Origin of the sequence: Sphingomonas phyllosphaerae (genome assembly GCA_036946405.1) — a bacterium.
In the GTDB taxonomy this organism is placed as follows: domain Bacteria; phylum Pseudomonadota; class Alphaproteobacteria; order Sphingomonadales; family Sphingomonadaceae; genus Sphingomonas; species Sphingomonas phyllosphaerae_D.
In genome coordinates this window covers 1,442,958-1,456,092 of sequence record JAQIJC010000001.1, presented here as the reverse complement: position 1 = coordinate 1,456,092, position 13,135 = coordinate 1,442,958, and the positions used below count along the sequence as shown (strand labels likewise).

Sequence of the window (13,135 nt, the reverse complement as noted above, 5' to 3'; positions counted from 1 at the left end):
GAAAAAGCGGGACCCCGGATCAAGTCCGGGGCGACGGGTCTGGATGTGCCAACCGCAACTTCCCCGCCAGCACCGGCCGCAGCACCAGTCCGTTGAGGTCGATCGCAGCATGGACCAGCATCGCCGGCCACAAGCGCCCCGACACCAGATAGACCAGCGCCAGCACCACCCCCGCGATCACCGTCGCGACGACGCCACGCCAGCCCTGATAGCGGTGCGCATAACCGAACGCCGCGGTCGCGCCCGCAAACCCGAGCAACGCCGACCCGCTCACGATCGCGAGCAGCAGCGGCAGCAGCAGCCGGAAGAACAGCTCCTCGGTCACCCCAGCGACGATCGCGAGCAGGACGCCCCAGCCGAGTTCGGCGTGGCGCGTCGGCATGACCGCGCGCAGGTCGCCGATCGTCACCCGGCGTCCGCGGCGTTCGAGCAATGCGGCAATCACCACGCCGCCGAGCGCTCCCGCGGCCAGCGGCGGCCAGCCCGGCTGGCCGATCCACGCCACCGCCACCGCGCTTGCCGGCAGCAACTCGGGCGGAAATTTCGCGATCGCGTCGAGCCGCCCCAGCACTGCCAGCAGCAGCACCGCGACCGCACCGAAATGCACGACCGCGCGCAGCGCCAGCCGCGCGAACCAGCGATGCCGCACCGTCCCCGGCGCGACGCTGGGCGGGCGCGGCCAATAGCCGAAGCGCGCGCCATGCAGCAGCAGCGCGAGGCTGGCCAACGCGAGCGCCAGCGCCGCCCCCGCGGCCATCACAGGTCGAGGCGGTGCTCGCCCTTCACCCAGCGCACCGTGCCCGACGAGGCGCGCATCACGACGCTCTCGGTGGTCATCTTGCCGCCGACGCGCCGCACGCCCTCCAGCAGCGAGCCATCGGTGACCCCGGTCGCCGCGAAGATGCAATCGCCCTTCGCCAGATCCTTGAGATCATATTGGCGGTCGAGATCCTCGATCCCCCATTTGCGCGCCCGCGCCCGCTCGTCGTCGTTGCGGAACAACAGCCGGCCCTTGAACTGCCCTCCGACGCAGCGCAGCGCCGCGCAGGCCAGCACGCCCTCCGGCGCGCCGCCCGAGCCCATATAGACGTCGATCGTCGTGTCGGGGTCGCTGGTCGCGATCACCCCCGCGACGTCGCCGTCGCCGATCAGCACCACGCCGCACCCGATCCCGCGCAATTCGGCGATCAGCGCCTCGTGACGCGGACGGTCGAGCACGCAGGCGATGATATCCCTTGGCTGGACGCCCTTGGCCGCCGCGATCGCCGCGACATTCTCGGTCGGGGTGCGATCGAGGTCGATGACCCCAGCGGGCAGCCCCGGCCCGACCGCCAGCTTGTCCATATAGACGTCGGGCGCGTTGAGCAGCCCGCCCTTTTCCGCGATCGCCAACACCGCGAGGCTGTTCGGCCCCGACTTGGCGCAGATCGTCGTGCCCTCCAGCGGATCGAGCGCGATGTCGATCGCCGGCCCCTGCCCGCTGCCGACCTTTTCGCCGATGAACAGCATCGGCGCCTCGTCGCGCTCGCCCTCACCGATCACCACCGTTCCGTCGATGTCGAGTTCGTTGAGCGCCGCGCGCATCGCCTCGACCGCGGCGGCATCGGCGGCCTTTTCGTCACCGCGCCCGGTCAGCGTCGAGGCAGCGATCGCCGCCGCCTCGGTGACGCGCACCATCTCCAGCACGAGCACGCGGTCGAGAACCTTGCTGGCAGTCGGCATCGGGGTGTCCTTTTCCTCTGATTACCCCCGGATAGGCGCGCCACATGACGGAGTCGAGGCATTTTGTTTTACATGTTATACGCGGCACGTTCATCCGGGGACGGGCTCTCCACCTTCGTTATCCCGGACTTGATCCGGGATCTCGCTTCTTCCCTCCGTGGCAGAAAAGCGGGACCCCGGCTCAAGGCCGGGGCGACAGATGGTCGCACTCAGTCGCGCAGCAGGTCGTTGATGCTGGTCTTGCTGCGGGTCTGCGCGTCGACGCGCTTGACGATCACCGCGCAATAGAGCGCCGGCTTACCATCCCCGCCGCCGATCGAACCGGGGACGACCACCGCATAGGGGGGCACTTCGCCGCGGAACGTCTCGCCGGTTTCACGGTCGATGATCTTGGTCGACGCGCCCAGATAGACGCCCATCGACAGCACCGCGCCCTCACCCACGCGCACACCCTCCGCGACCTCGGCACGCGCGCCGATGAACGCGCCGTCGCCGATGATGACCGGATCGGCCTGCAACGGCTCGAGCACGCCGCCGATCCCGGCGCCGCCCGAGAGGTGGACGTTCTTCCCGATCTGCGCGCAGCTGCCGACGGTCGCCCAGGTGTCGACCATCGTGCCTTCACCGACATAGGCGCCGATGTTGACGAAGCTCGGCATCAGGATCGCGCCCTTGCCGACGAATGCGCCGCGCCGCACCACGCTGCCCGGCACCGCGCGGAAGCCGGCGCTGCGGAACTCCGCCTCGCTCCAGCCCGAAAACTTGCTCGGCACCTTGTCGAACCAGTGCCCCGCGCCCGGACCATTGTCGATCAGCGCATTGTCGTTGAGGCGGAAGCTGAGCAGCACCGCTTTCTTCAGCCACTGGTTGACGCGCCAGCCGCCCCCCTCTTTACCTTGGCTGCCGTCCGGCTCGGCGACGCGCGCCTGCCCGGCGTCGAGCAGCGCCAGCGCCCGGTCGACCGCGACGCGCACCTCGCCCCCGGTGGTCAGCCCCAGCTCGGCGCGGTTCTCCCACGCGGCGTCGATCGTGGCGGAAAGCTCGGCGGTCATTGGTCCTCCAAAACAGACTGGACCCACGCGGTGACGTCGGTCACGCGGTGGTCGACATAGGATCGGTCGGCGTCGTGGTCCTGCTCGGACCCGTTGTCCACCCAGACGGTGGTCATCCCGATCGCCTTGGCGGGTTTCAGGTTGCGCGCCATATCCTCGACGAACAAGGCGCGGGCCGGGTCGATGTCGAACGCGGCGCATAGCCCAGCATAGGCGCTGGCGGCGGGCTTGGGCGTCAGGTCCATCGCGACGATGTCGTGGACCGCCTCGAAACTCTGCCCGAGCCCGAGCCGCTCCAGCACCTTGAGCGCATAGGGCCGGTCGCCGTTGGTGAAGACCAATTTGCGTCCCGGCAGCTTCGCCAGTGCGGCGGCGAGCGGGGCGTTTTCCTCCAGCGCATCCATCTCGATATCGTGGACGTAGGCGAGGAAGGCGTGCGGATCGACGTCATGATACGCCATCAGCCCGGCGAGCGTGGTGCCGTGGCCGAGAAAATATTCCTTCTGGATGCGACGTGCCTCGATGGGGTCGACGTTCAGGAAGTCGGCGATGAACGCGGTCATCCGGCGATCGATATGCGCGAACAGATCGGCGCGCGCCGGGTATAGCGTGTTGTCGAGGTCGAAGATCCACGTATCGACGTGCGCGAAGGCCGGGTGCATGGCGCGGCGTGTAGGGGGTTTGAGGGCGCGCGTCATCCCCGCGCGCCCGTCATCCCGGCGCCCCCCCCCTCCTCGTCATCCTCGCGACTCCCTTCTCGTCATTCCCGCGAAGGCGGGAATCCAGAACCTCTGACGTTTCGCCTCTTGCGAAGACCTGCGCGTCTGGATTCCCGCCTTCGCGGGAATGACTGAAGGGAACGGGAATGACCGAAGGGAACGGAAATAACTGACGGGAGCGGGAATGTCGGGGGGGGATCGAGAGAGGCAAACCCCTGCTATCCTGCCGCCAACCGTAACTCCGCTGGCAGTCTCGCACCATCCTCCCCACCTACCGCCTATGACCCGTTATTCTCTTCTCGACCTCGTCCCCGTCACCGAAGGCGGCTCGGTCGCGCAGTCGCTCGCCAATGCCGCGGACCTCGCGCACCATGCCGAGCAACTCGGCTTCAACCGTTACTGGGTGGCCGAGCATCACGGCATGACCGGGATCGCCTCGGCGGCGACCGCGGTGGTGATCGCGCATGTAGGGCAGGCAACCAGCCGCATCCGCATCGGCGCGGGCGGGATCATGCTCCCCAATTCGGCCCCGCTGCAGATCGCCGAGCAGTTCGGCACGCTCGACGCGCTGTTCCCCGACCGGATCGATCTCGGGCTCGGCCGCGCGCCCGGCTCCGACCAGCGCGTCGCACACGCCTTGCGCCGCAATCTTTCCAGCGACGCCAACGAGTTCCCGCGCGACGTCGTCGAGCTGCAAAGCTATTTCGCCGACGATGGGCGCACCGGCATCACCGCGACGCCGGGCGCGGGCGCGAAGCCGGAGATGTGGATCCTCGGCTCCAGCCTGTTCGGCGCGCAGCTCGCCGCGATGCTCGGGCTGCCCTATGCGTTCGCCTCGCATTTCGCGCCCGACGCGCTCGATCAGGCGCTCGACATCTACCGGCGCGATTTCCGGCCGTCGGCAACGCTCGCCAAGCCCTATGCGATGGCGGGGTTCAACGTCTTCGCCGCCGACACGCATGAGGAAGCCGAGTTGCTCGCCAGTTCGCAGCAGCAGCAGTTCGTTGCGCTGCGCACCGGCAATCCGGGGCGGATGAAGCCGCCGGTGCCGGGCTATCGCGCCTCGCTGCCACCGCAGCATGCCGCGATCCTCGATCATGCGCTGTCGGCGAGCGCGATCGGCACCCGCGACGAGGTCGCGCGCGGGATCGCGGCATTCGTCGCGCGCACCGGGGTCGACGAGCTGATGCTGACCAGTGCGGTCTACGACCATCAAGCGCGCCGCCACTCGATCGCGCTGGCGGCGGCGGCGATGCAGGAACTGCCGCTCGCGGCGTAGCATGCCCGTCGCCCCTGCGCAGGCAGGGGCCCATGTCTGTGAAGTCCGGGTGATCGCCTGACACAAGGCGGTGGTTCGTGTGTCAGACCTGCGCGACGGACTTTACAGACATAGGCCCCTGCCTTCGCAGGTGCGACGGCATCTGAGCAGCGCCATGTTCCTTTATTGCGCAGGGGCGACGGCATGTGAACTTTGCCGATTGCCCTCTCCGCCCTGCCCCGCTAACCGCACGCGATGGCGCAAATTGGCATCATCATGGGTTCCACCTCGGACTGGGAAACGATGCGTCATGCGAGCGAGACGCTCGACGCGCTCGGTATCGCGTATGAGGCGAAGGTCGTCTCCGCGCATCGTACCCCGCAGCGGCTGTACGATTATGCGACCGGCGCGGCAGACCGCGGACTGAAGGTCATCGTCGCCGGCGCGGGCGGCGCGGCGCATCTGCCCGGCATGGCGGCGTCGATGACGCATCTGCCGGTGCTGGGCGTGCCGGTCGAGTCCAAGGCGTTGAAGGGCATGGATAGCCTGCTCTCGATCGTCCAGATGCCCGGCGGCATTCCGGTCGGCACGCTGGCGATCGGCAAGGCCGGCGCGATCAACGCCGCTTTGCTCGCCGCCTCCATCCTCGCGCTGTCCGACGAGGCGCTGTCGCAGCGCGTGCAGGCGTGGCGCGCGAAGCAGACCGACGGCGTGGCGGTCGATCCGGCATGACGGTGATCGCCCCCGGCAGCACGATCGGCATCCTCGGCGGCGGGCAGCTCGGCCGCATGATCGCCAGCGCGGCGGCCGATCTCGGCTATCGCACGCATGTCCTCGCCCCCGATCGCGAGAGCGTCGCGGCGCAGACCGCCTCGTCGCTGACCCGCGCCGATTACCACAACAAGGTCGTGCTCGCCGACTTCGCCGCGCAATGCGACGTCGTCACCTATGAGTTCGAGAATATCGCGGTCGGCCCGGTCGAGTGGCTCGCGGAGCGGGTGCCGGTCTATCCGGGTCCGCGCAGCCTCGCGGTCGCGCAGGACCGCGTCCGCGAGAAGCAGTTCGTCGAGCAGGTCGGCGGCCGCCCCGCCCGCTGGCAGGCGGTCGCATCGCGCGAGGAGCTGGACGCGGCGATCGCGACGATCGGCTGCCCGGCGGTGCTGAAGACGACGCGTTTCGGGTACGACGGCAAGGGGCAGACGCGCCTCCACTCACCCGCCGACGCCGATGCCGCGTGGGAAGCGATCGGCGGGCCGGCGATCCTCGAGGCGTTCGTCGCGTTCAGCCACGAATTCTCGATCGTGCTGGTGCGCGGGCGCGACGGCACGATCACCAGCTATCCGCCGCCGTGGAACGAGCATCGCGACGGCATCCTGCATCGCTCGACGCTCCCCGCGCCCGCCGAGATCGCCGCGCAATGGACCGAGGCGGCGGCGCTGACCGGCCGCATCGCCGATGCACTCGACCATGTCGGCGTGCTGACCTGCGAATTTTTCGCGAGCGCCGAAGGGCCGGTGTTCAACGAAATGGCGCCGCGCGTCCACAATTCGGGGCATTGGACGATCGAGGGCGCGGCGACCTCGCAATTCGCCAACCATGTCCGCGCGATCTGCGGGCTGCCGCTCGGCGATACGGCGCTGGTCGCGCAGGCCGCGGAGATGGAGAATCTGATCGGCGCGGATTGGGAGCGCTGGCCGGAGTACGTCGCCGCACGCGACACGTACCTGCACCTCTACGGCAAGCGCGAGACGCGCGACGGCCGCAAGATGGGGCACGTCACGCGGCTGACCCGCTGATCGTCGCTCCGGCTATCCCCGCCGCGCGCCGGTAATCATCCGCCGTGCGATCTTGCGCACGCCCTCGTCATCCTTGGTCGCATCGGTGGCCGGATCGCCGAGATGGTCGAGGCTGCCCTCCAGAAAGTCGAGCAGCCCCGGATGCCGGCCCTCGACATATTCGATCAGCTTGAACAGCAGATGCTCGGTCGCGATTTCGCGCTGGCGGGTCTGCACATGAAGGTCGGTCATCGCTCGCTCCGGAAGTGATCGTCACGCCAACCGACACGCCGCGGCTGGCGTTCCGCGTCAATCGACCTTGACGATCCGCTCGGTCAGCACCGCCACCCTGATCCCGAAACGCCGTGCCTCCAGCCGGTTGGCGAGCGTGCGTCCATCGGGCTGGAGGGTCAGGGTCTGGCGGATGCGAAACCCACCGTTGCTGGTGAAAGACAGACGCAGCGTCGCGCCCGTTACGGCGCCGACGACCGGGCCGTGCGCATCGCTCAGCGTGCCCACATAATGCCCCGGCGTGGTGCCGCGGAGCACCCAGCGCCGTGGACGCGGCGGCTTGTCCGCCTCCGTGACGATCTGATCGAGCACGAGCGTGCCGTCCGCACGCATCCGACCCGTGCCGCGGACCGTCACCCCCCTCGCGCTGCGCAGGATCACCTTCAGCTGCGCCGTGCCGCTCGTCTGCCCGGTGAAGAAGCGCAAAGGATCGAAAGCGGGGCCGACCGGTGCGGCAGCGAGCGCGATGGCGAGCAACATCGCGCCTCAACGCACGACGACCCCGAACCGCCGCCTTTGTAACAATTTATGCAATTGATAGTGACTATCATAAGCGACCCGGTTAGAGCGCCCCCCATAAATCGGGGAAACGCAATGAAATCTTGGATCTTCCTGCTGTCGGCCGGCGTGCTCGGAATCAGTGCCACCGCCGCTCACGCCCGCGACGCCGACGTCGCGGCACCGAACGCTGCCGAGCAGCAGGAGGGCGAGGTCGTGGTGGTCGGCAAGAGCTACGGGCGCGAGGTCGGCAAGACGGTCACCCCGCTGAAGGACACGCCGAACACGATCACCGTCATCGATCGCGATCAGATCGAGGCGCAGAACCTGTTCACACTGGAGGATGCGCTCACCGCCACCAACGGCATCACGGTCAGCGGGATCGGCAGCGAGGATCCGTCGTTCAATTCGCGCGGCTTTCCGATCAACAATTATCTGGTCGATGGCGTCCCGACGCAGTCGTTCGGCTTTCCCGGCGTCGTGCCCGACCTGTTCTTCTACGACCGGCTGGAAGTGCTGCGCGGCCCAGCCGGCCTCTTCACGGGGGCCGGCAATCCGGCGGGCAGCATCAATCTGATCCGCAAGCGCCCGGTGGAATCGACACGCATCCAGGCGTCGGCCGGCTTTGGCAGCTACGACAATGTCCGTCTCGAGCTGGACGCCTCGACGCGGCTGACCGATGCGATCGGCGTGCGGGCGGGCGCGATGGCGCAGGATCAGGACCAGTTCTTCGATACGGCGCATCGTCGCCGCTGGGGCGCGTTCGCGGTCGGCGAGGTCGCGGTCGGCGAGCGCACGACGCTGACCGGCGGCATTTATTACGACCGCTTCCAGCCGGCGGTGCAGACCGGACTGCCCGGCTATGTCGGCGGCGCGGATGGCAGCGAGGGACGGCTGCTCGACGTACGCCGCTCGACCTATCTCGGCGCCGACTGGAACCGGTTCAACTCGGAGACATGGACCGGCTTCGTCGAGCTGGCGCACCGCGTCAGCGATCGCTGGACGCTGCGCGCGACCGGGATGATCGCCAACGTCGATCGCATCGACAAGTACAGCTATATCGGCAACGCCGCGGTGACGCCCGAGAACAACGGGCTGACCAACCATATCGCCTTCCTCGGCGACAATCGTCAGCGCACGCGCTCGTTCGACATCAACGGCGTCGGCAGCTTCCCCGCGTTCGGGCGCGACCAGACGCTGATCCTCGGCATGGATTATCAGGCGCAGGATTATACGTCCTATTACTCGCGCCTCAGCAATTATGCGCGGATCAACGTCTTCGACCCGGTCTATCCCGCCGAGCCGTTCCTCGATCCCCGCGCCTCGCTGCCGCTCTATCCGGTACAGGGCACGAGCGGCGGGCCGTGCACCGTCGCCTCGACGCGCTGCGTGGAGCACGCCTCCGGGGCGACGCGCACCTATGTCGAGCAATATGGCCTGTACGGGCAGATGCGGCTGTCGCCGGTCGAGCATCTGACGCTGGTCGGCGGCGGGCGCGCCACCTGGTGGTCGAACCATCTCGACACGCTCGCCCGGCTGACCGGGGCGGTCAGCGGGCGCTCGCAATATGGCTATGACGGCCGCTTCACGCCTTATGGCGCGGTGTTGTTCGACGCGACGTCCAACCTGAATCTCTACGCCAGCTATGCCGACAGCTTCACTCCGCAGGCGCCGCCCGCCGGGCGCGCCCGCCCCGACGGGCAGACCATCGAGCCGCTGATCGGCAATCAATATGAGGTGGGCAGCAAGCTGTCGCTGATGAACCAGCGGCTGCTGCTGTCGGTCGCGGCGTACCAGATCACGCAGGACAACCGGCTGGTCAATCCGCCCGAGCTGCCCGACGTGGTGCTGCAGGCCGGCCGGGTTCGCGCGCGCGGCGTCGAGGCGGAGGCGACCGGGCAGATCGTGCCGGGCTGGCGGATCAACGGCGGCTACACCTACACCCATACCGAGTATCTGGCCGATACCGAGCCGCAGTTCGAGGGCATCGCGCTGATGCCGATCATCCCGAAGCACATGGTCAAGTTCTTCAGCAACTACGCCCCGACCGGCGGCGCGCTGGCCGGCGCGAGCATCGGCGGGGGCTTGACGTGGTTTTCCTCCACCTATGGCGGCAACCCGGCGCTCTATGCGGCGAACGGGACGCTGCGGACGCGATCGACGATCGTCCGTCAGGACAGCTATGCGGTGGTCGACCTGCGCGCGGGCTACAAGCTCAGCGAGCAATGGTCATTGTCGCTCAACGTCAACAACTTGCTCGACAAGAGCTATTACGCACGCATCTCGAGCACCGGGCGCGGCAATTTCTATGGCGTGCCGCGCACGGTGTTCGGGACGATCCGCTACACGTTCCAGTAACCGGCGGCGAGGTACGGTGCGGTCTTTGTGGACGCACACGTCAAACCGGACCCGTCATGTCGAGCGCAGCGAAGCAATCCAGCGCGTCCTGATCCGGCTCTGGATTGCGTCGCTGCGCTCGCAATGACGAACGTGGATCGACTCTGTCGTTTCCTGATCTAGCGAGCAGCCGTGGGTGCGGCGTCGATCGCGGTGCCGAGCGGGTCCTTGCCTGCCACCGCCTCGCCCGTCGCGGTGAAATCGAGCAGTTCGTCGGCCCGGCGATCGTAGCGCGGCCAGCGCGGCAGGCCGGCCCCGTTCGGATCGCCGGTCTTCGCGAAATTGACGACATAGCGGCTGATCGTACGCGCCATCCGCCGGTCGCGCGCGGTGGTCGCGTCCCCGTATTTGATCGCCGCGGTGTCGAAGAAGAACGGGATGTCGGTGGCATGGCCGGCGCCTGGTTTGCCCAGGCTCTCCGCGACATAGGAGAAGCGATAGTGATAAGCGGGTGCACCGGCCGCCGCGATCGCTCCGGCGAGTTGCCGCGCCCCCCCGACCATATAGCCGGTCGGGCCGCCGATGTCGTTGTCGGTGGCGCCGATCATGATCGGCACCTTCGGAAACGCGCCATCGCGATAGGCGGCGGCGGCATCGACTGCCACGACCCCATCGGCATAAGGGCTGGCAAAGGTCTTCACACCCGAGGCCGGGGTGAACATCGCGGCAAGGTTGAGCCCGTCGGTCACCGCATCGGCCGACAGCGCGCGCAGCTTGGCGAGCGCAGCGGGGTCGTCGCGCGCGATCCCCTTGCCCGCCGCGAAATCGAGCCCGATCTTCTCGGTGCCCGCGAGTCCGTCGGTGCCGCGGCTGCGTCCATCGCCACCCGACATCACGATCGCGCGCGCGAACAGCCCGCGCGCCAGCGGCGAGGTGACCATCGTGTTCACCGACATGCCGCCCGCGCTCTCGCCGACGATCGTCACGTTCGCCGGGTCTCCCCCGAAAGTGGCGATGTTGCGCTGGATCCACTGGAGCGCGGCGAGCTGATCCATATAGCCGTAATTGCCGAGCCGCCCCTTGTCCGGGTCCTGCGCGGTCAGTTGCGGGTGCGCGAAGGTGCCGAAACGTCCCAGCCGGTAGTTGAAGCTGACGAACATCACGCCCTGCTTCGCGAGATTGGCGCCGGCGTAGGTCGGCGGCGACGCGCCGCCGTTCACGAAGCCGCCACCATAGATCCATACGATCACCGGCAACGCCGCCTTGACGCCCGCCGGCTTCCAGACGTTGACGGTCAGGCAATCCTCGGCCGGGGTTGTGCCGAGCGGGGCGGCATCGCTGGGGAACGGCAATTGCATACAGTCATGGCCATAGTCGGTTGCGGTCCGCACCCCGGTCCAGCGCGCGGCGGGCTGCGGCGCACGCCAGCGCAACGGTCCGACCGGCGGCGCCGCGAACGGAATGCCTTTCCAGCTCGTCACGCCATCGGCGGTGCTGCCCGCGACCTTGCCGGTTTCGGTGGTGACGGTCTGCGCCTGTGCGACTCCCGCCAACAAGGCGGCACCCAGCGCCAGCGCGATCGTTCCTGCCTTCATCGTCACCTCTCCTGCGTACGAAATGCGGCCATCGCGACCACGATCGCATTCGCGATATCCTGCACAAATCCCTGAATGTAAAAGCCTTTGCCTGAGAGGTCACAAGCAGGAGCGCTGCGCCGCACGGTCGCCGCGGGAAAGCGGAGCACAGCCGGACCATGATCGCTCGCCACGCATCTCGTCGATCCTCGCCGTCACCGTCGCTGACGCCGTGCAAGCTTTGCTTGGCATCCACAAAGGGGCCGGGCAAACCGGCGCCATGTTGTCATCGCTCCTTTTCTTCGCGCTTCAGGCGGCGACGCCCGCCGGCCCCGCGGTTCCGCCACTTGCCGCCGCGACGTCACCGGCGGCGCCTGCCCCGCGCTGGCCGGTGCGCGAGGCCGATTTCGTCATCAGGGATTTCCGCTTCGCTTACGGCGAAGCGCTGCCGGCGTTGCGCATCCACTACAGCACGCTCGGTCAGCCGCATCGCAACGCGCGCGGCGAGATCGACAATGCCGTGATGGTGCTGCACGGCACGGGAGGATCGGGCAAGCAGTTCCTCGTTCCCCAATTCGCCGACGAGCTGTACGGCCCCGGGCAGCCGCTCGATATCCGCCGCTACTGGATCATCCTGCCCGATGGTATCGGCCACGGCGGCTCCTCCAAGCCGTCGGACGGATTGCGGATGCGGTTCCCGCGCTACGACTATGCCGACATGGTGGAGGCGCAATATCGTCTGTTGCGCGACGGGCTCGGCATCCGCCGGATGCGACTGATCATGGGCACGTCGATGGGGTGTATGCACAGCCTGATGTGGGGCGAGACGCATCCCGATTTTGCGCGCGCGCTGATGCCACTGGCGTGCGAACCGGTGCCGATCGCCGGGCTCAATCGCATGTGGCGGCAATTGCTGATCGACGGCATCAAGGCGGACCCCGCCTGGGGCGGCGGCGATTATCGCCAACAACCGCTGCAAGGCTTGCGGACCGCGCAGACCGCGCTGTTCATGGCGGGCGCCGCCCCGCTCAACTTGCAGAAACTATACCCCGATCGTGACGCCGCGGCAGCCTTCGCGCAGGAGCGCGTCGCCGCGGCCATCGCACGGCTCGACGCCAACGACCTGATCTATCAGGTTGACGCGTCGCGGACCTATGATCCGTCCACCAGGCTCGCGGCGATCACCGCGCCGCTCGTCTGGATCAACTCGGCGGACGACTTCATCAATCCGCGCAACCTCGACTATCCCGCGCAGGCGGTTCGCCGGATGAAAGATGCCCGCTTTCGGCTGATCCCCGAAACGGCCGATACGCATGGCCACGGCACGCATACATGGGCCGTCAATTGGAAGGCCGATCTGGCCGGTCTGCTGGCGCGGACGGAAGCGGAGCACTGACCGGCTGCGGCGGCCCGCTGGGCACGTCATGCGCGGAGACGTGATTGAGCGTGATGACCCAACGGCCGGCGATCTTGCGGAACAGCCGCGTGTTCACGCCCTCGGCCGCGCGCACCGGGCGTTCGAGATGGTAACGACCAACCAGCATCGCCGCGTCGTCGGCGAGCAGCTCGACCTTCATGTCGTAGAAGTGCAGCGTGCCGCGTGTCTGCGGCGAGGCGCCATAGTCGCGGACATAATGATCCAGCGTTCCCTGCCAGCCGTCCTGAAACCTGCCGCCGGACACGAAGACGACATCGGGATTGCTGAAGCCCGCCATATAGCCACGGAAATCGCCGCGGTTCCACGCTTGCTCCATCGCCGCGACCACCTTCAGGATCGCGGCGCGGTCCTGCGTAGGACCGGCGGCGGCCGGTGTCGCCAGCAGGAGCGCCGCCGCGAGCGGCCAAAGTCGTTTCCGCACCATCGGCGCGAGAGAGCCTGATTACCTCCCCGAGATCAAGCCCGTATGCG

The 13,135-nt window shown here is 67.9% G+C and carries 13 protein-coding genes; 5 read left to right on the top strand and 8 right to left on the bottom strand.

Annotated features, from left to right (window positions below):
• Window positions 1–19 precede the first annotated feature (19 nt).
• The 4 genes from PGN12_06995 to PGN12_06980 all read right to left on the bottom strand — a co-directional run bounded on the left by PGN12_06995 (window position 20) and on the right by PGN12_06980 (window position 3,436).
• Window positions 20–757 (bottom strand): CPBP family intramembrane metalloprotease, encoded by a 738-nt coding sequence (locus PGN12_06995; protein ID MEH3103637.1) that lies wholly within the window; start codon window positions 755–757, stop codon window positions 20–22.
• Window positions 757–1,722: a class II fructose-bisphosphatase gene (gene glpX, locus PGN12_06990; GenBank protein MEH3103636.1), complete on the bottom strand. Its 966-nt coding sequence runs from the start codon at window positions 1,720–1,722 to the stop codon at window positions 757–759. The genes PGN12_06995 and glpX overlap by 1 nt, the downstream gene beginning before the upstream one ends.
• Window positions 1,723–1,931: 209 nt before the next feature.
• Window positions 1,932–2,774, bottom strand: coding sequence for a 2,3,4,5-tetrahydropyridine-2,6-dicarboxylate N-succinyltransferase (gene dapD, locus PGN12_06985; GenBank protein MEH3103635.1), 843 nt, complete (start codon window positions 2,772–2,774; stop codon window positions 1,932–1,934).
• Complete coding sequence (locus PGN12_06980; protein MEH3103634.1) at window positions 2,771–3,436, bottom strand: pyrimidine 5'-nucleotidase; 666 nt, start codon at window positions 3,434–3,436, stop codon at window positions 2,771–2,773. The genes dapD and PGN12_06980 overlap by 4 nt, the downstream gene beginning before the upstream one ends.
• 337 nt (window positions 3,437–3,773) lie before the next feature.
• Between PGN12_06980 and PGN12_06975 the strand changes: the two genes are divergently transcribed.
• The 3 genes from PGN12_06975 to PGN12_06965 all read left to right on the top strand — a co-directional run bounded on the left by PGN12_06975 (window position 3,774) and on the right by PGN12_06965 (window position 6,547).
• On the top strand, window positions 3,774–4,772 hold the full coding sequence (locus PGN12_06975; GenBank protein ID MEH3103633.1) for an LLM class flavin-dependent oxidoreductase: 999 nt from the start codon (window positions 3,774–3,776) through the stop codon (window positions 4,770–4,772).
• 234 nt (window positions 4,773–5,006) lie between these two features.
• On the top strand, window positions 5,007–5,483 hold the full coding sequence (purE, locus tag PGN12_06970; GenBank protein MEH3103632.1) for a 5-(carboxyamino)imidazole ribonucleotide mutase: 477 nt from the start codon (window positions 5,007–5,009) through the stop codon (window positions 5,481–5,483).
• Window positions 5,480–6,547, top strand: coding sequence for a 5-(carboxyamino)imidazole ribonucleotide synthase (locus PGN12_06965; protein ID MEH3103631.1), 1,068 nt, complete (start codon window positions 5,480–5,482; stop codon window positions 6,545–6,547). The genes purE and PGN12_06965 overlap by 4 nt, the downstream gene beginning before the upstream one ends.
• A 12-nt stretch (window positions 6,548–6,559) precedes the next feature.
• Here the strand turns inward: PGN12_06965 and PGN12_06960 are convergent, their stop codons facing one another.
• A complete protein-coding gene (locus PGN12_06960; GenBank protein ID MEH3103630.1) occupies window positions 6,560–6,778 on the bottom strand; it encodes a hypothetical protein in 219 nt (72 codons plus the stop codon).
• A gap of 57 nt (window positions 6,779–6,835) precedes the next feature.
• On the bottom strand, window positions 6,836–7,297 hold the full coding sequence (locus PGN12_06955) for a DUF3833 family protein (GenBank protein MEH3103629.1): 462 nt from the start codon (window positions 7,295–7,297) through the stop codon (window positions 6,836–6,838).
• Window positions 7,298–7,411: 114 nt separating this feature from the next.
• Here PGN12_06955 and PGN12_06950 point away from each other — a divergent pair, with 114 nt between their 5' ends.
• A complete protein-coding gene (locus PGN12_06950) occupies window positions 7,412–9,673 on the top strand; it encodes a TonB-dependent siderophore receptor (GenBank protein MEH3103628.1) in 2,262 nt (753 codons plus the stop codon).
• 158 nt (window positions 9,674–9,831) lie between these two features.
• Here PGN12_06950 and PGN12_06945 read toward each other — a convergent pair whose 3' ends face one another.
• On the bottom strand, window positions 9,832–11,247 hold the full coding sequence (locus PGN12_06945; GenBank protein ID MEH3103627.1) for a carboxylesterase family protein: 1,416 nt from the start codon (window positions 11,245–11,247) through the stop codon (window positions 9,832–9,834).
• Window positions 11,248–11,506: 259 nt separating this feature from the next.
• Here PGN12_06945 and PGN12_06940 point away from each other — a divergent pair, with 259 nt between their 5' ends.
• Window positions 11,507–12,622 carry an alpha/beta fold hydrolase gene (locus PGN12_06940; protein ID MEH3103626.1) on the top strand — a complete coding sequence of 372 codons (1,116 nt, stop codon included), beginning with the start codon at window positions 11,507–11,509 and terminating at the stop codon, window positions 12,620–12,622.
• On the opposite strand, the gene PGN12_06935 is transcribed toward PGN12_06940, so the two are convergent.
• A complete protein-coding gene (locus tag PGN12_06935) occupies window positions 12,567–13,049 on the bottom strand; it encodes a nuclear transport factor 2 family protein (protein ID MEH3103625.1) in 483 nt (160 codons plus the stop codon). The two genes, PGN12_06940 and PGN12_06935, sit on opposite strands and share 56 nt — an antisense overlap.
• Window positions 13,050–13,135: the final 86 nt, after the last annotated feature.

Coding starts and splice junctions, on each gene's coding strand:
- PGN12_06995 (MEH3103637.1), bottom strand. CDS start 757: ATGGCCGCGGGGGCGGCGCTGGCGCTCGCGTTGGCCAGCCTCGCGCTG.
- glpX (MEH3103636.1), bottom strand. CDS start 1,722: ATGCCGACTGCCAGCAAGGTTCTCGACCGCGTGCTCGTGCTGGAGATG.
- dapD (MEH3103635.1), bottom strand. CDS start 2,774: ATGACCGCCGAGCTTTCCGCCACGATCGACGCCGCGTGGGAGAACCGC.
- PGN12_06980 (MEH3103634.1), bottom strand. CDS start 3,436: ATGCACCCGGCCTTCGCGCACGTCGATACGTGGATCTTCGACCTCGAC.
- PGN12_06975 (MEH3103633.1), top strand. CDS start 3,774: ATGACCCGTTATTCTCTTCTCGACCTCGTCCCCGTCACCGAAGGCGGC.
- purE (MEH3103632.1), top strand. CDS start 5,007: ATGGCGCAAATTGGCATCATCATGGGTTCCACCTCGGACTGGGAAACG.
- PGN12_06965 (MEH3103631.1), top strand. CDS start 5,480: ATGACGGTGATCGCCCCCGGCAGCACGATCGGCATCCTCGGCGGCGGG.
- PGN12_06960 (MEH3103630.1), bottom strand. CDS start 6,778: ATGACCGACCTTCATGTGCAGACCCGCCAGCGCGAAATCGCGACCGAG.
- PGN12_06955 (MEH3103629.1), bottom strand. CDS start 7,297: ATGTTGCTCGCCATCGCGCTCGCTGCCGCACCGGTCGGCCCCGCTTTC.
- PGN12_06950 (MEH3103628.1), top strand. CDS start 7,412: ATGAAATCTTGGATCTTCCTGCTGTCGGCCGGCGTGCTCGGAATCAGT.
- PGN12_06945 (MEH3103627.1), bottom strand. CDS start 11,247: ATGAAGGCAGGAACGATCGCGCTGGCGCTGGGTGCCGCCTTGTTGGCG.
- PGN12_06940 (MEH3103626.1), top strand. CDS start 11,507: ATGTTGTCATCGCTCCTTTTCTTCGCGCTTCAGGCGGCGACGCCCGCC.